Here is a 19,045-nt window from a genome sequence, read left to right as displayed (position 1 = left end):
TATTCACTTCTACAACCATGAGCGCATCCAACTAAAAACTGGAGAGGCGCCGCTGGCGCGACGCCTCTCATACTAAAACTCCTTATTCTTACATCCGCAGGCGCTTTTTGTGATGTCCGTACAATTTGGGGCAGTTCAATCGGGCCGGGGCGGCTTATCTCTTCGCATAACCCCGCCCCGGTCCGCAGATGCTAGGGCAGAAGGAGGCGGTCCAGGTTGAGCTTGATTTTTTGCAGCGCCCCCTGCATCTACCAGCAGGAGGGCCAGTGCACCCTGGTGCGGGCGGCCTCTCCCGGCCCCCGCAACCCCCACGGGTGCCTCAACTTTGTTCCGGCGGTTTCCCGCTCACAGCAGGGCGGCCAAGGCCTCCCGGATGTTGCCCACCCGGATGAGCTCCAGCCCCTCGGGGACCGCCAGCTTGCCCTGGGTGCGCTTGGGAATCAGGCACTTGGTGAAGCCCAGCCGCCGCACCTCGGACAGCCGCTGGCCCAGGGCGCTCACCGACCGCAGCTCCCCGGTGAGGCCCACCTCCCCGATGGCGGTGAGGTCGGCGGGGACGGGGCGGTCCCGGAAGCTGGAGGCCATGGCCAGGATGGCGGCCAGGTCGGCGGCGGGCTCGTCCAGGGACAGGCCGCCGATGACGTTTAAATAGGCGTCGCAGCTGCCCAGCAGCAGCCCGCCCCGCTTCTCCAGCACCGCCAGCAGGAGGACCGCCCGGTTGTAGTCAAAGCCGTTGCTCATCCGCCTGGGGTTGCCGAAGGCGCTGGGCACCACCAGGGCCTGGACCTCCGCCAGCACCGGCCGCACCCCCTCCATGACGCAGGCCACGCAGGTGCCAGGGGCGTTCTCCGGCCGGCCGGCCAGCATGGCCTCGGAGGGGTTGGGCACCTCAGCCAGGCCGCCGTCCTCCATCTCGAACACGCCGATCTCGTTGGTGGCCCCGAAGCGGTTCTTGGCCGCCCGGAGGATGCGGTAGGCCATGTGCCGCTCCCCCTCGAAGTAGAGGACGCAGTCCACCATGTGCTCCAGCACCTTGGGCCCGGCGATGGAGCCCTCCTTGTTCACGTGGCCGATGACGAAGATGGTGAGCCCCTCCCCTTTCGCCAGCTGCATCAGGGCCATGGTGCACTCCTTCACCTGGCTGATGCTCCCGGGGGCGGCGGTCACATCCCCGTGGTACAGGGTCTGGATGGAGTCCACGATGAGCACGTCGGGAGAGACGGCGTGCACCGCGTCAATGACGTTCTCCAGATTGGTCTCGGACAGGAGGGACAGCCCCTCCCCCCTCACCTGGAGCCGCTCGGCCCGCAGCTTGATCTGCCGCTCCGACTCCTCGCCGGAGACATAGAGGACCTTGGCGGTGCGGCACAGGTGGTCGCAGATCTGGAGCATGAGGGTGGACTTGCCGATGCCCGGCGCGCCCCCCACCAGCACCAGGGAGCCCCGCACCGCTCCGCCCCCCAGCACCCGGTCCAGCTCCCCCATGCCGGTGGGGAAGCGCAGCTCGTCGGTGGTCTCCACCTCCGCCATGGCCTTGGGGCGGTTCAGGACCACTCCCAGGGCGCTCCCCCGGCTGGCGGACGGGGCCTTCTTGGGGGCCTTCTCCGCCGGGCGCTCCACCATGGTGTTCCATGCCCCGCAGGCGGGGCACCTCCCCTGCCACTTGGGGGTCTCGTTGCCGCACTCGGTACAGTAAAAAATGGTCTTGGCTTTCATGGGACGCTCCTTCTGTCGAAAAAGTGGCAAAGCCACTTTTTCGAATTAGGCTGCACGAAATTTCGGCCTCGATTTCTTACGAAATTGTCGGTCGAAATTTCGCGAGAAGTGTCATTTCCGAGGCACAGAAGGTGAATTGGCCGAAGGCCAAGAGAAGCCACCCTGGGGTGTGTCCTCGGAAATGACCGAATTAAATTTTATTCCGTCGTCTGCCTGCGCCCGCAGGCGCGTTTCGGAGCGCAACCGCCGCACAGCGGCGGCTCTTAGCGCGGAGATGACGACGGAACTCCTTGCAGGAGGGCTTTTTTGAGAAGCTGAGGAGGCCGCCGGTCCTCCGGCGGCCTCTTAATATCTCGCTATGGATGTAGATTAGTCCTGCTCCCAGTTGTGGTAGACATTTTGAACATCGTCGTTGTCCTCCAGGAACTCCAGGAGCTTCTCCATGTTCTTGATGTCCTCTTCGCTGGTGAGCTTCACGTAGTTCTGGGGGACCATCTGGACGGAGGCCTCCAGGAAGGTGTAGCCCTTCCCCTCCAGGCCGGCCACCACGTCGTTGAAGGCGTCGGGGTCAGTGTAGATCTCAAACACATCGTCGTCGGCCTGCATGTCGTCGGCGCCACACTCCAGAGCGTCCATCATCACGGTGTCCTCGTCCAGATCCTCGGCGTCCAGGACGATGACGCCCTTCTTGTCAAAGGACCAGGACACGCAGCCGGTGGCGCCCAGGCCCTTGCCGTACTTGTCCAGCAGGTGGCGGACCTCCGGCGCGGTGCGGTTGCGGTTGTCGGTGAGGGCTTCCACGATGATGGCCACGCCGTTGGGGCCGTAGCCCTCGTACACCACGCTCTCGAAGCTGTCGGTGTTGCCCGCGCCCAGAGCCTTGTCGATGGTGCGCTTGATGTTGTCGTTGGGCATGTTGGCCGCCTTGGCCTTGGCGATGACGGTGGCCAGGCGGGAGTTGTTGGCGGGATCGCCGCTGCCGCCGGTCTTGACGGCCACGATCATCTCACGGGCGATCTTGGTGAAAATCTGGGAGCGCTTGGCGTCGGCCGCGCCCTTGGTCTTTTGTATGTTGTGCCACTTGGAATGTCCGGACATGGTTATCTTCCCTTCTGTGAATTTCGGATCAAAAGCGCCAATATTATATCACTCGCGCCGGGGTTTGACAACCCCACGGCTGGAAAAATGGCGGGAGTTTCTCCATACGGCCCCCCGGGCGGAAAAAATTCCCCGAAAAAAGAAAGATCCCCGTGGGTTTTCTCCCCCGGCATCGTATATAATGGCAGAGACGAGAACAAGGGAGGTGACCGGCGTGGACCCAGCCCAATGGATGGCCCTGCTCCAGCAGGGGGACGAGGAGGCCCTGGAAAAGCTGCTGACCCACTACGACGGCATGCTCCGTTACATCGCCGGCGGCATTCTGGAAGCTCCCCAGGACCGGGAGGACTGCCTGGCCCAGGTGCGCCTGAAGCTGTGGGAGAGCCGGGGCCAATATGACCCGGAGCGCTCCAGCCCGGCCACCTGGCTCACCGCCCTGTGCCGCAGCGCCGCTGTGGACCGCCTGCGGAAGGCCAGGCGGCAGAATACCGGGGAGCTCCCCGAGACCCACCCGGACCCCGCCCCCGGCCCGGAGGAGCAGCTGCTCCAAAAGGAGCGGATTCAGGCCCTGGAGCGGGCGCTGAACACCTTATCCGCCCGGGACCGGAATCTGGTCTACCGGAAATACTACTACCTCCAGTCCACCGCCCGGATGGCCGCCGAGCTGGGCCTGACCGAGCGGGCGGTGGAGGGAAAGCTGTACCGCATCCGAAGAAAGCTCCAGAAGCAGTTGGGAGGTGAAGTCCTGTGAGTCCCAACGAATTTGACCGCTCTCTGATGGAGGACCTGTCCCAGCTCCCCCCCGCCCCCGGCGAGGTGTGGGACTACACCCCCTGGCGCTCCGCCATGACCAAAATTTTATGGGGCATGGGGCTGATTACGTTCCGATTCCATTTCTTCTACCTGGAGTATCTCCTCCCCCTGCTGGGAGCCGTCCTGCTGTACCTGGGCTACCGGACCCTGCGGCGGGAGAACCGCTGGTTCCGGCTGTGCTGGGGGCTGTCCGGCTTCTATCTCCTCTTCTGCGGGGGGACATACACCCTGAACGCCACCCCGCTCATGGCCCAAATCACCGCCGTCCCCGTCCTGAATGTGGGGCTTGGCGTGCTGTCCAGCCTGCTCCACCTGGCTCTGCTGGCCGCCCTGCGTCAGGGCATCCGTGCTTCCTTTACCGCGGCGGAGCGCAGGCCCAAGGACTGGATCGGCCGGGCGTTCCTGTCCTATTTGGCCGCTCTTGGCATCGCGGTGTGGTCCACCCTGGTTCCCCTCACCGCCCAGCCAGAGGGCCCTATCTCCTTCGGCCCGGAGATCACCAACGAACCCCTGTATTACGCCCGGATCATCGCCACGGCGGCGTTGTTCATTCTGGTCCTGGTGTGCATCGGGAAGCAGCGCTCCACCCTTACCGGCTTTGGCTATGCCGTCCGCACGGCCCCCGCCCGGCTGCCCGCTCCCGTCTTTCTGGGGCTGGTGATCCTGGTCCTGGCCGGGTCGGTCACCGCCGCTCTGTGGCTGTCCAGCCGGGCTCCCGCGCTGGAGGCCCAGCCCTTGTCCGCCGTTCATGCGGAGGAATATTCCTCGGTGCGGGCGCATCTGGTGGACCTGGGCATGGACGCCGACCTAGCCAATAGTTTGGACGAGACGGAGCTGGAGCGGTGCCGGGACGCCCTGGCCGTCTACGACCTGCCCCTCACCCACGCCTACGGAGAACACACTTACAACCGGGAGGACGAGACAGGCCGGGCCGATGTGGAGTATGTGACCCTCCGCTCCTGGGCGGTTCAGCTGCCCGATGACCAGGTCCGCTACTACCTCACCTTCCGGTGGCTGCAAAATCCGGAGTACAACATCCGGGACGGTCTCACCGGAGACCCGTCCTCCTACGACCCCAGCTACGACTTCTCCGCCCGCATTCTCTGGGATCAGGACGGCCAGACCTGGTCTGCCGCCCCCACCGTCCACCTCGGGGGCGGCGAGACGCCGGAGGAGCTGCCCGACTGGGCCCTGGAGTGGTACGACTATGAGCTGGAGAATCTGGGACATCTGGCCTATATCCCCTGGTGCCAGTTCTCCTTCCCGGCAGACAGCGAAAACCGCTGGGGCTGGATGGCCTGGAGCCAAGACCTCAACGACCGGCAGGACCGCAGCGACGATGCTGGAACCCTGTATTATCTATCTCTCCTTTTCTACCGCCACCAGGTCTCCTGGCTGCACTACCCCTACTACTCCTTCCCGCAGCTGCTCGCCAGCAGCTCCATTCCCCGCGACGGCGTGACCCAGACCTTCGGCGGCGTGTACGAACTGGTTCCGCCCTGAACACATCCCTTTACGCTCCCCGCCACGCGGCGGGGAGTTTTTTTGCGCTTTCCCTTTCCCTTCTCCGGGAAATTTGCTACAATAAAGAAAATCCAAGAAGAAAGAGGGATTGATGATGCGTACCATCCAAGCTGCCGCCCTCACCGACGCGGTGGCCAAGCTGTGCATCCAGGCCAACACCCACCTGCCCGCGGACATTGTGGCCGCCTTGGACGCCACCCGGCAGAACGAACCCTGGCCGCTGGCCAAGGAGACCCTGGGGCTCCTGTGGGAAAACATGGAGCTGGCGGAGGAGAAAAACCTGCCCGTCTGCCAGGACACGGGCATGGCCTGCGTGTTTGTGGAGCTGGGCCAGGACGTACATATTGAGGGGAATTTCGAGGAGGCCATCCACGAGGGTGTCCGGAAGGGCTACGGCGAGGGTTACCTGCGTAAATCCATTGTGGGCGACCCCCTGCGCCGGGTGAACACCGAGGACAACACCCCCGCCGCCATCACCGTCCGGCTGGTGCCCGGGGACGGGTGCAAGGTCACCGTGGCCCCCAAGGGCTTCGGTTCGGAGAACATGAGCCGCCTGGGCATGCTCAAGCCCGCCGACGGCGTGGAAGGCGTGAAGAAATTTGTGGTGGAGACGGTGAAGCTGGCCGGCTCCAACCCCTGCCCCCCCATCGTGCTGGGCATCGGCATCGGGGGCTCCTTCGACAAGGTGGCCTATCTGGCCAAGCACGCCCTGCTCCGGCCCATCGACCAGAGAAATCCCGACCCCTTCTACGCCGATCTGGAGCGGGAGCTTTTGGACGAAATCAACGCCCTGGGCATCGGCCCCCAGGGCTTCGGCGGACAGACCACCTGCCTGGGGCTGTCCATCGAGACCGCCCCCACCCATGTGGCCGGCCTGCCGGTGGCGGTGAATGTGAGCTGCCACGTGACCCGCCGGGCCACGGCGGAGCTTTGAAGAGAGGGAGGAATCACCATGCAATATAAGCTGAAAACCCCCGTCACCCGGGAGGACCTGGCCCCGCTGAAGGCCGGGGACACCGTTCTGCTCTCGGGCACGGTGTACACCGCCCGGGACGCCGCCCACAAGCGGATGATGGAGCGGCTGGACGCGGGAGAGCCCCTCCCCTTCCCGGTGGAGGGCTCCGCCGTGTACTACGTGGGCCCCACCCCGGAGCGGCCGGGCGAGGTCATCGGCTCCGCCGGTCCCACCACCAGCGGCCGGATGGACGCCTACTCCCCCAGACTGCTGGATTTGGGCCAGCTCATTATGATCGGCAAGGGCAAGCGGAACCAGGCGGTGAAGGACGCGGTGGTCCGCAATGGCGGGGTCTACCTGGCCGCCCTTGGCGGCGCGGGGGCCCTGATGGCCGCCAGCGTGAAGGAGCTGGAGGTCATCTGCTGGGAAGACCTGGGCTGTGAGGCGGTGCGGAAGCTGGAGGTGGAGGACTTCCCCCTCACCGTCATTCTGGACTCCCACGGGGGAGATTTGTACGAGAGCGGCCCCGCCGCCTATCTGGCCAGCCGGGACCAGGGGTAACGGCCCAGCTCCATTCCAGTTCTGATGAGGAGGGATTTCCATGTTCACCTGCGCCCAGTGCGCCATCGAGGCCTGCCGGTCCGGGAAGCTGGACCAGATGCCCAAAAACTGTCCCATGCACGACTCGGCCTTCTTTGAGCAGGTCCTGGAGGAGTATTTCAAGCCGGAGAACCACAACTTTTTCGTGGCCAGCGCCGCGGTGGAGGCCCTCGGCTACGGACAGTGGCCCCGCCTGCGGGAGGTGATGGAATTCGCCCGCCGCATGGGCTACACCAAGCTGGGGCTGGCCTTCTGCGCCGGGCTCCACAAGGAGGCCGCCGTGGTGGACCGGATTTTCCGGAAAAACGGCTTTGAGGTGGTGTCCGTCATCTGCAAGACGGGCTCCATCCCCAAGGACAAGGCGGAGGTGCCCCAGCAGTTCCGGGTGCGCCCCGGCACCTACGAGGCCATGTGCAACCCCATCGCCCAGGCGGAGCTTCTGAACCGGGAGGGAACCCAGTTCAACGTGTGCCTGGGGCTGTGCGTGGGCCACGACTCCCTGTTCTACAAATATTCCAAGGCCCTGGTCACCACCCTGGTGGCCAAGGACCGGGTCACCGGCAACAACCCGGTCGCCGCCATTTACTGCGCCGACGGGTACCTGAACAAACGGCTGGACCTGGAGGGGCCTCCGGAGCAAAGCAAACCATAGGAGGGACCGCAGTATGACAGAGGTAACCATCACCTGCGGCGGCGAAGTATTTTCCGCCGTTCTGGAGGAGGAACTCGCCCCCAAGACCTGCGCCATCTTCAAGTCCATGCTCCCCATTCAAAATCAGATGATCCACGTCCGCTGGAGCGGCGAGGGCATGTGGATTCCCATGGGGGACACCCGCTGGGAGGGTCTCACCTATGAAAACCACACCAGCTTCCCCAGCAAGGGAGAGATGCTCCTCTACCCCGGCGGCATCAGCGAGATGGAGATGATCCTGGCCTATGGCAGCGTCCGATTTGCCAGCAAGGTGGGACAGCTGGCGGGGAACCATTTTCTCACCATCACCGGCGGCCTGGACCGCCTGTACCGGCTGGGCCGCAAGTGCCTCTATGAGGGGGCCCAACCCATCACCATCGCCCTGGCAGAGCCCGGGGAGGCGGCGCAGCGCCCCTGAGCAGACTTTTGAGCAAAAACGAACCCCATCCGCTGACCGCGGATGGGGTTCGGCGCATTATACGCACCCGTAGGCCTCCTGGTGGGTCTGAGAAATTTTTACCGGGATGCCCGGGAACTTCAGGGACAGATACTGAACGATCTTGGGGCAGACCACGTTTTCCGTGGCGTAGTGCCCCGCGTCCATGAGGGTGATGCCCAGGGCCTTAGCCTCCAGGAACTGGTCATACTTCACGTCGGCGGTGACGAAGGTGTCGCACCCGGCGGCAACCGCGTCAGACAACATGGAGCCGCAGGAGCCTCCCCCCACGGCCACCCGCCGCACCGGCTTCCCGCCGTCGGCAAAGCGCACCCCGGCGGCGTGGAGCTTCTCCTTCACAAAGGCGGCATACTCCCCGGCGGACAGGCTGTTGTTGGCGGAGACGTTCCCCACCCGGCCGATGCCGTAGGGCTGGCCGCTGCGGTCCACGCCGTCCTGGTGAAGCTGCTCCAGGTCGGTGAGCTCCAGGGCCTGGGCCAGGCACACGTTCACGCCCCCCTGGGCGGCGTCCAGGTTGGTGTGGGCGCAGATGGCGGCGATGCCCCGCTCCGCCAGGGCCAGCAGGGTCCGGCCGGTGGGGGTCTCGTCGGTGAGGCGCTTCACCGGGTGGAAGATCACCGGGTGGTGGGCCACGATCAGGTCGGCTCCCCACTCCGCCGCCTCGTCCGCCACCTGCTCTGTGATGTCCAGGGAGACCAGGATCTTCCGGACCTCCCGCTCCCCCCGGCCCACCAGGAATCCGGCGTTGTCAAAGTCCATCTGGGTCTCAAAGGGGGCCCACTGGTCCATCTGTGCAAAAATGTCTCTTACCGTTGCCATCCGTCCCACTCCTTTTTCATGTCCTGCAGGCCGTCCCGCACCTGCTCCAGCTCCTGCTTCCGGGCCTCTCCCCTGCCCTCCCGGGCCAGGGACAGTCCGGCGATGGCCCGGTCCAGCTTGCGGATGAGGCCCTCCAGATAGGGGCCCCGCAGCGCGTCCCGGCTCTGCCGCCCCGCCCACAGCTCCGCCGGGGTGAGGGGGGCCATCTCCCCCGCCTGGACGGACATCACCACATAGATGGCGTCCTCCTCCCGGGCCAGGCGCTCCTCCCGGATAGCATAGCCGTTTTTCTGGAGCCACTCCCTCAGGTCGGGCAGGGAGCTCATGGGCTGGAGCACCAGGGGCACGTTCCGCTCCCGCACCCAGGGGGCGGCCGCTAAAATCTGGGCGATGGTCTCGCCCCCCATGCCGGCGATGACAATGGCTTCGGTCTCCTCCGGGCGGATGCCCTTCAGGCCGTCGCACAGGCGGAAGCCCATCTTGTCCCGGCAGCCGTACTCCGCCGCCGTCTCTTTGGCACGGAGCAGGGGCCCGTGGCGCAGGTCGGCGGCGATGGCGTATGGAATTTTTCCCTCCAGCAGCAGGGCGGCAGGCAGATAGGCGTGGTCGGTGCCGATGTCCGCCAGCCGGGCCCCGGCGGGCACCAGGTCCGCCGCCGTGCGCAGGCGCGGGGTCAGTTCAAGGGTATGTCTCATAGTCTGTTCACCGTCTTTCCAGGCGGAAGATAAAAAACCGGGGCGGATTTCTCCGCCCCGGCTCAGGCTGTCGAAAAAGTCCAGGGACTTTCCCGCCAGCCTGAAAAATGTCGTTACTTTCCCGCCGCCCAGCGGCGGAAAAGTCCTCGCTGCGCTCTCTGAACGCCTTGCCAAGCAAGGCATTCAGGGCATTCGATCCCACTCGAGGCGGGCTGCCGCCCCCTCGAGCTCCCCCGCCAAAACTCGGGCAGATTCGTCTTAACAGAGGGTTTTCTGCAAACTGGGCCGGGGCGGATTTCTCCGCCCCGGCCCGTTCTCGGTCTTACTCGCCGGCGGCGATCATCTCGTTGACCTTGGCCAGCAGGTCGTCCACTTCCACGCCGTGGACCATGCAGGCCTGCTCCACGGTCTCACCCCGGGAGGCGGGGCAGCCCAGGCAGTGCATGCCGATGTTCATGAACAGGGGCGCGGTCTGGGGGGCAATGGTCAGAATATCACCAATGATGGTGTCCTTTGTAATGGTCATGGGAATCTCCTCCATTCTTCTTGGGTTACGAGAGTAGTATAGCCGAACCTTCCTGCTTTTTCAATGGGAAATTGTAAAAAATATTATTTCCCACCGTATTTCCGCCGGCCCAGGAAGAAGATCAAAAGTCCGGCCGCGAGGGCGAGCAGAAAGATCAGACCGGCCTGTACCATGGGCGAGAACAGCTGCCAGAGGTCGATCTCCCCGTCCTCATTCAAATAGGGACCGTAGAGCTCCTCCACCAGTGGAGGGATGGAAAACCCCATTTGAAACAGTGGCGTCACCGTCTTGATGCTCTGATACAACCGCAGAACGGAGACGGTCCTGACAATCAGATAGCCCAAACCGCCCAGAATCGGCACTATCCCCAGCCAGTACCAACGGACGGACTGCCGGGCGGAGGGCTCCTGGGGCACAGCCCTGTCGTTCTCCAGTCTGCCGGCGTTTCCCAGCAGCTCCTCCGCCGACACCCCCAGGGCCCGGGCCAGAGGGGCCAATTTATCCGTGTCAGGCAGGGCATTATTCAGCTCCCACTTGCTCACCGCCTGGCGGGACACCCCCACCAGCTCGGCCAGCTGCTCCTGCGTCAGATTTTTCTGTCTCCGCAGAGCCTGAATGGTTTCTCCCAGCATGCCTGTCCCCTCCTACCCAAGGCTAAGGCTCACGCCCGTATTTTTTCCGCACGTGCCGCCGCCCCAGAAAGAAAATCAGCAGGCCCGCGATCACCGCAGCCATGGGTGCCAGTCCCAGCATCAACAAAAAGCCGAACATAACTCTCACGCCCCCAACAGCGGCGATGGAGGAAATTCCAGGGAGCAGCTGTATCAGCTGATAGAGCCCAACAGCCATGAGAACCAACCCCAGCCAATACCAGTGGGTGGCAAGCCAGTCGGGCTGTCTGGGGGGCCGCTCCGGAGAGGGAGTTGCGCTCACCCCGTTTTCTGAGACATTGCCCAACAGCTCATCAACGGACACCCCCAGGGCCCGGGCCAGGGGGACCAATTTGTCCGTGTCAGGCAGGGCGGCATTCAGCTCCCACTTGCTCACCGCCTGGCGGGACACCCCCACCAGCTCAGCCAGCTGCTCCTGGGAGAGGCGGCGCTTTGTCCGCAGGCGCTGAATGGTTTCTCCGATGGTCATGGTCCGCTTCCCTCCTTTCTGCTGTTTATGCTACCAGATGGGCGGTTGCGCAGCCACCAGCCCGGGCTGGAATCTGCGCAACCGGCGGTTGCGCCCCTCCTTTTTCCAATCGTGCCGCGAAGGCAGACAAAAAGGGCGCCCGCTTGGGGCGCCCTTTGGATCAACTGGCAATCAGCCCTGCTGCTCGCGCATCTTGGCGAAGCACTCGCTGCAGTAGACGGGACGGTCGGACTTGGGCTCGAAAGGCACCCGAGCCTCGCCGCCGCAGGCAGCGCACACAGCGGTGAAATACTCACGGGGGCCGCGGGCGGCATTCTTGCGGGCGTCACGGCAGGCCTTGCAGCGCTGGGGCTCGTTCTGGAAGCCGCGCTCGGCGTAGAACTCCTGCTCACCGGCGGTAAAGGTGAACTCGTTACCGCACTCTTTGCATACCAGGATCTTGTCTTCGTACATTTGGTTTCCCTCTCTTTGACTCGTTACCCAGAGGCGTTGTGCATGGGTGGTGTAATATTGCGATCAGCTCTCGCTGGATCCGCTGGAAGAAAAGTTCCGGGCCACCTTCCGGCGGATTCGCTGGACCGCGTTGTCCACCGCCTTGGGGGACCGGCCCACCCGCCGGGCGATCTCTCCGCAGGAGAGGCCGCTTAAATAGGGGGACAGGATGCTTGCTTCGAACTCAGATAACTGGCCCTTCAGAGCGTCCAGACGCTCTCTCAGTTCCTCCCTGCCAATGATGACATCTTCCGGGCTCTCTTCGCTGGAAAACAGGTACGCATTGGTTCCGTCAAAAAGAGGGGGTTCGAATGAGACGCTGTGATTTAAAGGGGAATGTTTGCTGCCCTGGGCGGCGCGCACCGCGCTGTACAGCCGGCTTCGGATGCAGATCTCTGCAAAGGTGCGGAAGGATGCGTCCCTCCCGCCCTCAAAGCCGCGGATGGCGGTGAGCAGTCCCAGCATGCCCTCCTGGAACAGGTCCTCGCTGTCCCCTCCCGCCAGAAACAGCGGGCGGGCGCAGGCGCGCACCAGGCGGCCGTAGCGGCGGACCAGCTCCTCCTCAGCGGCGGCGTTCCCCGCCCCTGCCAGAAGGCATATTTCCTCGTCCGGTAAGGACTGGAAATCCGGTATTGGCTCATTTTTATTCCGGTTGCTATCCATCATAAACAAAATGACTGGTTTTGTCAAGGGGTATCCGGAAATATTTTGTTCATATTTCCATATACTTTCCCGATTTTTCCAGTTTTATTCCTTTGCGAGACTGGGAATCATCTGTGCCAGCCGCTGGGCCGTCTGGCGGGCAACGTCCTCGGTCTTGGCCTCCACCATCACCCGCATGAGGGCCTCGGTGCCCGAGGGGCGCACCAGGATGCGGCCGCTTCCGGCGAGCTGCTCCTCCTCCGCCTTCACCGCGTCCCAAAGGGCCTGACTGGCCATAACGGCCTTTTTCACATCGTTGTCGGCCACCGGCACATTGATGAGCACCTGGGGGTACCGGGCGCAGGCCCCAAAGAGCTCGGAGGCCTTCTTGCCGCTCTCCTTCAGCAGAGAGAGCACCTGCAGAGCGGTGAGCTGGCCGTCGCCGGTGGTGGCGTAGTCGGTGAAGATCATGTGCCCCGACTGCTCGCCGCCCAGGACGTAGCCCTGCTCCAGCATCCGCTCCAGCACGTTCCGGTCGCCCACGTCGGTAATCTCCAGCTTCAGGCCGTGCTCCTTGGCAAAGACATGGAGCCCCAGGTTGGACATGACGGTGGCCACCACGGTGTCTCCGGGCAGCGCCCCTCTCCCCTTCCGGTCCAGGCCGCAGGCGGCCATGATCTGGTCGCCGTCAATGAGCACGCCGTTCTCGTCCACCGCCAGACAGCGATCCGCATCCCCGTCGAAGGCGATGCCGATGTCGTAGCCCCCCGCCTTCACCATGGCGGCCAGGCTGTCGATGTGGGTGGAGCCGCACTTGTCGTTGATGTTCACCCCGTCCGGGTCGGCGTTGATCACGTCGGTCTGGAGCTTGGGGAAGCGGTCGAACAGCCGGGCGGCGGTGGTGTAGGAGGCCCCGTTGGCGCAGTCCACCAGGATGCGCAGACCGGCCAGGTCGCTGGTGATGGTGGACTCCAGGTGGTCGATGTAGTCCAGGACGGCCTTCTCGGCCACATAGCTCACCTTGCCGATCTCTCCGCCGGTCTTCCGGCCCACGTCGTTGTGGCCGAAGAGGACCACGTCCTCGATCTTCTCCTCCAGCTCGTCGGAGAGCTTGTAGCCCTGGCCGTTGAAGATTTTAATGCCGTTGTGCTCAAAGGGGTTGTGGCTGGCGGAGATGACGATGCCGGCGTCCGCCTTCTCGTCCACCGTCACCCAGGCCACGCCGGGAGTGGGCAGAGTGCCCAGGTCCAGCACGTCCGCTCCCGCCGTGCACAATCCCGCAATCAGGGACCCCTTCAGCAGGTCGCCGGAGATGCGGGTGTCCTTGCCGATGGTCACCAGGGGTTTTTCTCCCGGCTTCTTGCCCTTGGCCAGGACCTGGGCCGCGGCCAGGCCCACCTTGTAGGCCAGGTCCGCGTCCAGTCCGGCGTTGACTACGCCGCGAATGCCGTCGGTTCCGAATAGTTTACCCATTTTACCCATCCCTCTTTCTGTTGAATGAATCAGTGTTCCAAATCCACATAGCGGCAGTCACATAAGAAACTGAGCAGTCCTTCCAAGTGACCGCGTTTTCGATAATCCTCTTCCAGCAGATATAAAAATGCACATTTTTTCCTGATATGATCTTTTGCAGAGCTCAGATCTTTAATGTCCGGATATTCAGCATCATCTATCAGGTATTTCTTGAGCCGGGCATTTGCAAGCGGCCCCATTAGGTGGTTACTATATAGCCTTTGCCTAAGATTCGTTGTTTTCCCCACATATAAAACTTCTTTTGTAAATTTGTCAAATATTATATAGACCCCTTTTTCTGCTGGTAATGCAGATGGCCCAGATAAGTTTGAAAACTCAAAAATCGTTGCACTTGAGAGCCTTGCAACAATTTGATTTATCTCTTCTTTTGCATTCGACTTAATATAGAAATTCATCTTCACGCCACACGATTCTATTTTTTATAGTGGTTTTTAAAGAGGGGTTTCGCCGCTACGGCGGCGAGGTACTTTCCCAGCGATGGGAAAGTACCCAAAGGATCGCCGGGGACGCGGCCGATGGACTACGGCTCCGCTCTGCTCCGCCTAAGTCCATAGGACCGCTTTCCCCGGACCCCTTTACGGGGGACGACCTCCTGATAGGTTGTGCAGGCCTTCCGGCGCGCAAAATCTGAGTGACTTTCACCAATTCAATCCGGGCCCACTGGGGCCCTGCGTATGCAAAAATTTCAGGTTTTTCCATTCAACCACCGCGCCTGAGTTTGCCGAGCCAACGGCCCCGGTTCGTTGCCGGCTGCGCTGCGGATGCCGGCGGTTTTAAACCGCTTCCCGCTCTGTCATGATCTCTTTCTTCCAGAATCATCAAAGTTCCGTTTCAGGGCCCGCTCCACCGGGAAGATGCTGCCGATCAGGACAAGCGTCTGAACGGTCACCACCACAATGCTGGCCACGCTGACGGTCTCAATGCCGCGCCCGAAGGTCAGCACGGCCGCCAGCAGGGCGGGGAGAAAAGACAGCTTTCCCAGGCGCACCCACAACCGTCCACAGGTCTCGTGGGCAAAGTTCCAGGTCTCCTGATTTTTCATGGACCGGGCGGTGCGGTAGCCGTAGAGCGCGTTGATCGTTTTGGGGGGATGCTTGAGAAACCGTCTCCCAAAGCCCACCATGATGGCCGGGATCAGCAGGTCCATGGCGGTGAGAAACAGCCAAAAAGCCATACTGCTCTCCCTCCCTGCTTTAGAAACTCAGCTGGTCCAGGCCTCCGGGGGTCTCCCCTCCGGGCACGGACAGGCCCAGGTGCTGATAGGCCTTGGGGGTGACGCACCGGCCCCGTGGGGTGCGGGTGAGGAAGCCCAGCTGCATGAGGTAGGGCTCGTACACGTCCTCCAGGGTGACCGCCTCCTCGTTGATGGTGGCGGCCAGGGTCTCCAGGCCCACCGGCCCGCCCCGGTAATTCTCAATAATGCTTCGGAGCATCCGGTGGTCAATGGCGTCCAGCCCCAGGTGGTCGATCTCCAGGGCGGTGAGGGCCTCGTCGGCCACCTTCTTGGTGATGACGCCCCCCGCCTTCACCTGGGCGAAGTCCCGCACCCGCCGGAGCATCCGGTTGGCGATGCGCGGCGTGCCCCGGGAGCGCTTGGCGATCTCCATGGCCCCGTCGGGCTCGATGGGCACCTCCAGAATGCCGGCGGACCGGGTGACGATGAGGGAGAGCTCCTCCGGGGTGTAAAGCTCCAGCCTTAACGTCACCCCGAACCGGTCCCGGAGGGGGGCGGACAGCTGGCCCGCCCGGGTGGTGGCCCCGATGAGGGTAAACTTGGGCAGGTCCAGCCGGATGGAGTTGGCGGACGGCCCCTTGCCGATGATGATATCGATGGCGTAGTCCTCCATGGCCGGGTACAGGACCTCCTCCACCGACCGGTTCAGGCGGTGGATCTCGTCCACAAAGAGAATGTCGTTCTCATTCAGATTGGTGAGCAGGGCGGCCAGGTCCCCCGCCTTCTCGATGGCCGGTCCGGAGGTGATGCGGATGTTCACCCCCATCTCGTTGGCGATGATGCCGCTGAGGGTGGTTTTGCCCAGCCCCGGGGGGCCGTGGAGGAGCACGTGGTCCAGGGGCTCATGGCGCATTTTGGCCGCCTGGATGAACACCTCCAGATTGCCCTTGGCCTTCTCCTGGCCGATGTACTCCCGCAGGGTCTTGGGCCGGAGGGAGTACTCCCCCTCGTCCTCCCGGGTGAGGGAGGTGGTCACCAGGGGCTCGTCCAGCGCCTCCGGCTCAAAGTCTGTGTTGGAAAAATCGATTGCCATGGGTTCACTTCCTGTCTGTAGGTCAATAAAAGGCGGAGAAGCTCACAGCCGCTCCAGCGTCTCCCGGATGGAATCCAGGAAGGCCTCCTCCCCCCAGGTGTTCACTTTAAAGAACATGGCCTGACTGCCCCCAGCGGTGATGGCGGACAGCATCAGCTCGTCCCCCACTCCGAACAGGGTCACGCTCAGGCTCACCCGGTTGCCGCCGCTCCAGCTGTACCGCTCGTACACCCGGACGGCGCAGCGGGCATCCCCGCAGTACATATCGCTGCTGTCCTCCAGAGAGGCGGAGGAGCTGCCCTCCATCACCGCCCGATCGATCTGGGACAGAACCTGGGTAAAATCACCACGGAAATGCTTTTCATACTTGGCCATTGGGTCTCAACTCCTTCTAACCCTTTTTCAGGACCTTCATTCCCTCAAACATGTTTGCGCCGTCGGAAAAAATCTCCAAAAATTTGTCCTCGCCCCAGTTGAAAACGACCCCCAGGCCGTTTCCCCGCCCGGCGGCGGAGATGGCGGAGGCGAAGGTATCCCCGCCGTCGTTGACCAGCGTCACTGTCAGGCTCAGATAGTTGTCCCCCATCACACTGTACCGTTCATACACCCGGACGGCGACCCGGACGCGGCCGGAGGCATAGTCGCTGCCCCCGGTGTATTCCCCGTGGTTTTTGGTGAGATGGGCATGGAAATACTGCAAAATATCGTCAAATGAATAGGCACTGGGAAATGTGCATTCAAATTGGGCCATTGGCGCACCTCCTAACACTGCCCCAAAAGCCGGCTGATCTGCGTGGCCGCCTCCTCCGGAGTCAGACGGGTGGTGTCCAGCTTCCAGGTGCTCAGCTTTTCATACAAAGGCAGATAGGCCAAGCTCCGCTCCACCACCCCGTCCCGGGGCCGGCGGCCGTCCGCCATGTCCCGCTCCAGCCGGGTGCGCAGGGCCTCCGGCGAGGCCAGGAGGGAGATATTTATTATCTCCACCCCCTCCAGAGGCAGGCGGGACAAAATCGTATCAATGGTCTCCTGCTGGTGCAGCACCCATCCAAATATCACGTGGTCCAGCTCCGGACACCTCAGATCCCGGGCCAGCACGGAGCAGATGTTGTCCAGCACCAGTGCTCGGGTCTCTTTGGTCACGGAAAATGGGCGCATGTTCCAGCACCAGTCCCCGTCCAGATAGAGGCAGCGGGAGAGGCGCTCCATCAGTGCCCGGCACACAGCGCTCTTGCCCACGCCCATGGGCCCGCCCACCAAAATCAGCCGCTTCATCTTATTCCTTCCGGTCCGTCTGGAACCGGTGTCCGGTGTTGGCGTAAATCAGTCCTCCCCCGATGACCAGGAGGTAGGCGGCGATGCCCGCCCCGTACAGCCAGCCCAGTCCCAGCGCGGTCCCCAGGGCCACGGGGACCCAGCAGGCCGCCAGAGCGAACATGAGCTTCCCCATGAACCGGCACAGGGCATTCTTATCGTACCGGGCCTTTTTCTCCTTGGACATGGTGTTGTATCCGGCGATGAGAAAGGCCCCCTTCCCCTTGGAGAACAGGACACCCAGCCCGACAAACAGAGCTGTCACCGCCAGTTCCGCAAGCAGCAGTCCCATGCTACCTCCCTCCCCATGCTCTTTCACACTCATTCTGCATTCTGCATTCCTGCATTCTGCATTGTCCCTTACCCTTTCATCATCTTCTTCAAGGCCTCTTTGATGACCTGCTCCAGAGTGAGGACGTCCAGGTCGACGCCCTTCAGGGCCAGGTTGATCTCCCCCTGGGAGTAGCCCAGCACCGCCAGGGCGGCGGAGGCCTCGGACAGCTTGTTTTCCGGGATGACGGTGATGCCGGAGCCGCCGTAGCTCTCTCCCTGGATGGAGGCGGTCTGGCCCTTGGCCAGCTTGTCCTTCAGCTCCAGGATGATGCGCTGGGCGATCTTCTTGCCGATGCCCTGGGCTACGGTGAGGGCCTTCTCGTCCCCGGTGATGATACTCAGGGCCAGATTGGCCGGGGTGCTGGCGGACAAAATGGACAGCGCTGCCTTGGGGCCCACCCCGGACACGGAGGTGAGCTGCTGGAACAGGTTCAGCTCCTCCTGAGTGGCAAAGCCGAACAGGTCCACTCCGTCCTGGCGGATGCTCAGATAGGTGAAGAGCTTTCCCTTCTCCCCCTTTTTCAGGGCGGACAGGGTATAGCTGGTGGTGCGGCAGGCGTAGCCCACCCCGCCGCAGTCGATGACGGCCAGATAGGGCTCCACATGGGCCACGGTGCCGCTGAGATAGTAGAACATAATATCAAAACCTCGTTTCAGATAGGAGATAGGAATTAGGAGATAGGAGTTATGGAGTCCGGCTCCGCCGGGCAAATTTGAAAACGCCGCCGCCAGGCGGCACCACAATTCCTATCTCATCACTCCTATCTCGTATCATATTTGCTGGGGTCAAAGGCCCGCTCGGTGTTCAGCAGGCTGGTGGCCGACCGGCCGTGGCAGATGGCGATGGCCAGAGCGTCGGCGGCGTCGTCGGGCCGGGGGATCTGCTTCATGCCCAGCAGCCGCTGGGTCATGAGCATCACCTGCCGCTTGTCCGCGCCCCCGTAGCCCACCACCGCCTGCTTCACCTGCATGGGGGTGTACTCAAAGATGGGGACCCCCAGCTTCTCCGCCGCCAGGAGAATGACCCCCCGGCCGTGGGCCACGGCGATGCCGGTGGTGATGTTTTTGGTGAAAAAGAGCTCCTCCACCGCCATCTCATCCGGGTGAAAGGTGCGGATCAGCTCCTCCATGTCGTTGGAGATCTGCAAAAGCCGGTTGGACAGGGGGATGCCCGGCGGGGTGGTGATCACCCCGTACTGGATCAAGGTATTCTTCTGCCGCTCCGCCCGGATGACCCCAAAGCCGATGGTGGCCACCCCGGGGTCGATGCCCAATACGATCATGCCGACCTCCCCGCAAGTCTCTGCACACAAGAAATCAGTTTATTGTATCACACTTTTACGGGAATGGGAAGCCGAGAAATTGGCCCTTTAGGCCCCAGAAACCGGGGAAATAACCGTTGACAAGGGCCCTTCCATCGGGGATAATAACAG

General features: G+C 62.8%; 25 protein-coding genes. 6 read left to right on the top strand and 19 right to left on the bottom strand.

What is annotated here, in order from left to right:
- Positions 1-345: 345 nt before the first annotated feature.
- Together radA and H6B31_RS05360 are read right to left on the bottom strand one after the other, a co-directional pair.
- A complete protein-coding gene (gene radA / locus H6B31_RS05365) occupies positions 346-1,716 on the bottom strand; it encodes a DNA repair protein RadA (RefSeq protein ID WP_204897564.1) in 1,371 nt (456 codons plus the stop codon).
- Between the two features lie 369 nt (positions 1,717-2,085).
- Entirely contained in the window at positions 2,086-2,814 is a 729-nt protein-coding gene (locus H6B31_RS05360; RefSeq protein ID WP_204897563.1) for a YebC/PmpR family DNA-binding transcriptional regulator, read from the bottom strand.
- 214 nt (positions 2,815-3,028) lie between these two features.
- Here H6B31_RS05360 and H6B31_RS05355 point away from each other — a divergent pair, with 214 nt between their 5' ends.
- The 6 genes from H6B31_RS05355 to H6B31_RS05330 all read left to right on the top strand — a co-directional run bounded on the left by H6B31_RS05355 (position 3,029) and on the right by H6B31_RS05330 (position 7,815).
- Positions 3,029-3,565, top strand: a complete 537-nt coding sequence (locus tag H6B31_RS05355) for a sigma-70 family RNA polymerase sigma factor (protein WP_204897562.1) — start codon at positions 3,029-3,031, stop codon at positions 3,563-3,565.
- The gene (locus tag H6B31_RS05350) at positions 3,562-5,130 is read left to right on the top strand and encodes a hypothetical protein (RefSeq protein ID WP_204897561.1); all 1,569 of its coding nucleotides are present in this window, start codon (positions 3,562-3,564) and stop codon (positions 5,128-5,130) included. The genes H6B31_RS05355 and H6B31_RS05350 overlap by 4 nt, the downstream gene beginning before the upstream one ends.
- Before the next feature lie 115 nt (positions 5,131-5,245).
- A complete protein-coding gene (locus tag H6B31_RS05345; RefSeq protein WP_204897560.1) occupies positions 5,246-6,085 on the top strand; it encodes a fumarate hydratase in 840 nt (279 codons plus the stop codon).
- 18 nt (positions 6,086-6,103) lie between these two features.
- The gene (locus H6B31_RS05340) at positions 6,104-6,667 is read left to right on the top strand and encodes a Fe-S-containing hydro-lyase (RefSeq protein WP_204897559.1); all 564 of its coding nucleotides are present in this window, start codon (positions 6,104-6,106) and stop codon (positions 6,665-6,667) included.
- A gap of 40 nt (positions 6,668-6,707) precedes the next feature.
- A complete protein-coding gene (locus H6B31_RS05335; RefSeq protein WP_204897558.1) occupies positions 6,708-7,358 on the top strand; it encodes a DUF1847 domain-containing protein in 651 nt (216 codons plus the stop codon).
- 13 nt (positions 7,359-7,371) lie between these two features.
- Positions 7,372-7,815: a DUF3830 family protein gene (locus H6B31_RS05330; protein WP_204897557.1), complete on the top strand. Its 444-nt coding sequence runs from the start codon at positions 7,372-7,374 to the stop codon at positions 7,813-7,815.
- A gap of 57 nt (positions 7,816-7,872) precedes the next feature.
- On the opposite strand, the gene H6B31_RS05325 is transcribed toward H6B31_RS05330, so the two are convergent.
- The 17 genes from H6B31_RS05325 to ruvC all read right to left on the bottom strand — a co-directional run bounded on the left by H6B31_RS05325 (position 7,873) and on the right by ruvC (position 18,895).
- Entirely contained in the window at positions 7,873-8,673 is an 801-nt protein-coding gene (locus H6B31_RS05325; protein WP_204897556.1) for a Nif3-like dinuclear metal center hexameric protein, read from the bottom strand.
- The gene (locus tag H6B31_RS05320) at positions 8,661-9,368 is read right to left on the bottom strand and encodes a tRNA (adenine(22)-N(1))-methyltransferase (protein WP_204897555.1); all 708 of its coding nucleotides are present in this window, start codon (positions 9,366-9,368) and stop codon (positions 8,661-8,663) included. Before H6B31_RS05320 ends, H6B31_RS05325 begins: the two co-directional genes overlap by 13 nt.
- A gap of 322 nt (positions 9,369-9,690) precedes the next feature.
- Positions 9,691-9,894 (bottom strand): DUF1858 domain-containing protein, encoded by a 204-nt coding sequence (locus tag H6B31_RS05315; RefSeq protein WP_087288913.1) that lies wholly within the window; start codon positions 9,892-9,894, stop codon positions 9,691-9,693.
- A gap of 83 nt (positions 9,895-9,977) precedes the next feature.
- The gene (locus tag H6B31_RS05310; protein WP_204897554.1) at positions 9,978-10,526 is read right to left on the bottom strand and encodes a helix-turn-helix domain-containing protein; all 549 of its coding nucleotides are present in this window, start codon (positions 10,524-10,526) and stop codon (positions 9,978-9,980) included.
- A gap of 22 nt (positions 10,527-10,548) precedes the next feature.
- A complete protein-coding gene (locus H6B31_RS05305) occupies positions 10,549-11,034 on the bottom strand; it encodes a helix-turn-helix domain-containing protein (RefSeq protein WP_204897553.1) in 486 nt (161 codons plus the stop codon).
- A 171-nt stretch (positions 11,035-11,205) separates the two neighbouring features.
- Entirely contained in the window at positions 11,206-11,487 is a 282-nt protein-coding gene (locus H6B31_RS05300) for a zinc-ribbon domain containing protein (protein ID WP_087288818.1), read from the bottom strand.
- Positions 11,488-11,550: 63 nt separating this feature from the next.
- Complete coding sequence (locus tag H6B31_RS05295; protein WP_243418859.1) at positions 11,551-12,192, bottom strand: sigma-70 family RNA polymerase sigma factor; 642 nt, start codon at positions 12,190-12,192, stop codon at positions 11,551-11,553.
- Positions 12,193-12,273: 81 nt separating this feature from the next.
- Entirely contained in the window at positions 12,274-13,641 is a 1,368-nt protein-coding gene (gene glmM, locus H6B31_RS05290) for a phosphoglucosamine mutase (protein WP_204897552.1), read from the bottom strand.
- Positions 13,642-13,670: 29 nt separating this feature from the next.
- Positions 13,671-14,096 (bottom strand): GIY-YIG nuclease family protein, encoded by a 426-nt coding sequence (locus H6B31_RS05285; RefSeq protein WP_204897551.1) that lies wholly within the window; start codon positions 14,094-14,096, stop codon positions 13,671-13,673.
- A 398-nt stretch (positions 14,097-14,494) separates the two neighbouring features.
- On the bottom strand, positions 14,495-14,875 hold the full coding sequence (locus H6B31_RS05280; protein ID WP_204897550.1) for an SdpI family protein: 381 nt from the start codon (positions 14,873-14,875) through the stop codon (positions 14,495-14,497).
- Positions 14,876-14,894: 19 nt separating this feature from the next.
- The gene (gene ruvB / locus H6B31_RS05275) at positions 14,895-15,968 is read right to left on the bottom strand and encodes a Holliday junction branch migration DNA helicase RuvB (RefSeq protein WP_204897549.1); all 1,074 of its coding nucleotides are present in this window, start codon (positions 15,966-15,968) and stop codon (positions 14,895-14,897) included.
- A 42-nt stretch (positions 15,969-16,010) separates the two neighbouring features.
- Positions 16,011-16,343, bottom strand: coding sequence for a DUF6054 family protein (locus H6B31_RS05270; protein ID WP_204897548.1), 333 nt, complete (start codon positions 16,341-16,343; stop codon positions 16,011-16,013).
- A gap of 16 nt (positions 16,344-16,359) precedes the next feature.
- A complete protein-coding gene (locus tag H6B31_RS05265) occupies positions 16,360-16,719 on the bottom strand; it encodes a DUF6054 family protein (RefSeq protein ID WP_204897547.1) in 360 nt (119 codons plus the stop codon).
- Positions 16,720-16,730: 11 nt separating this feature from the next.
- Complete coding sequence (locus H6B31_RS05260) at positions 16,731-17,240, bottom strand: ATP-binding protein (protein WP_204897546.1); 510 nt, start codon at positions 17,238-17,240, stop codon at positions 16,731-16,733.
- A 1-nt stretch (position 17,241) separates the two neighbouring features.
- Complete coding sequence (locus H6B31_RS05255) at positions 17,242-17,571, bottom strand: DUF3784 domain-containing protein (protein WP_204897545.1); 330 nt, start codon at positions 17,569-17,571, stop codon at positions 17,242-17,244.
- 68 nt (positions 17,572-17,639) lie between these two features.
- The gene (gene ruvA / locus H6B31_RS05250; RefSeq protein WP_204897544.1) at positions 17,640-18,248 is read right to left on the bottom strand and encodes a Holliday junction branch migration protein RuvA; all 609 of its coding nucleotides are present in this window, start codon (positions 18,246-18,248) and stop codon (positions 17,640-17,642) included.
- Between the two features lie 125 nt (positions 18,249-18,373).
- Entirely contained in the window at positions 18,374-18,895 is a 522-nt protein-coding gene (gene ruvC, locus H6B31_RS05245) for a crossover junction endodeoxyribonuclease RuvC (protein ID WP_204897543.1), read from the bottom strand.
- Positions 18,896-19,045: the final 150 nt, after the last annotated feature.

Origin of the sequence: Pseudoflavonifractor capillosus, from assembly GCF_016899775.1 — a bacterium.
In the GTDB taxonomy this organism is placed as follows: domain Bacteria; phylum Bacillota; class Clostridia; order Oscillospirales; family Oscillospiraceae; genus Lawsonibacter.
This window is presented reverse-complemented; position numbering and strand designations above follow the sequence as displayed.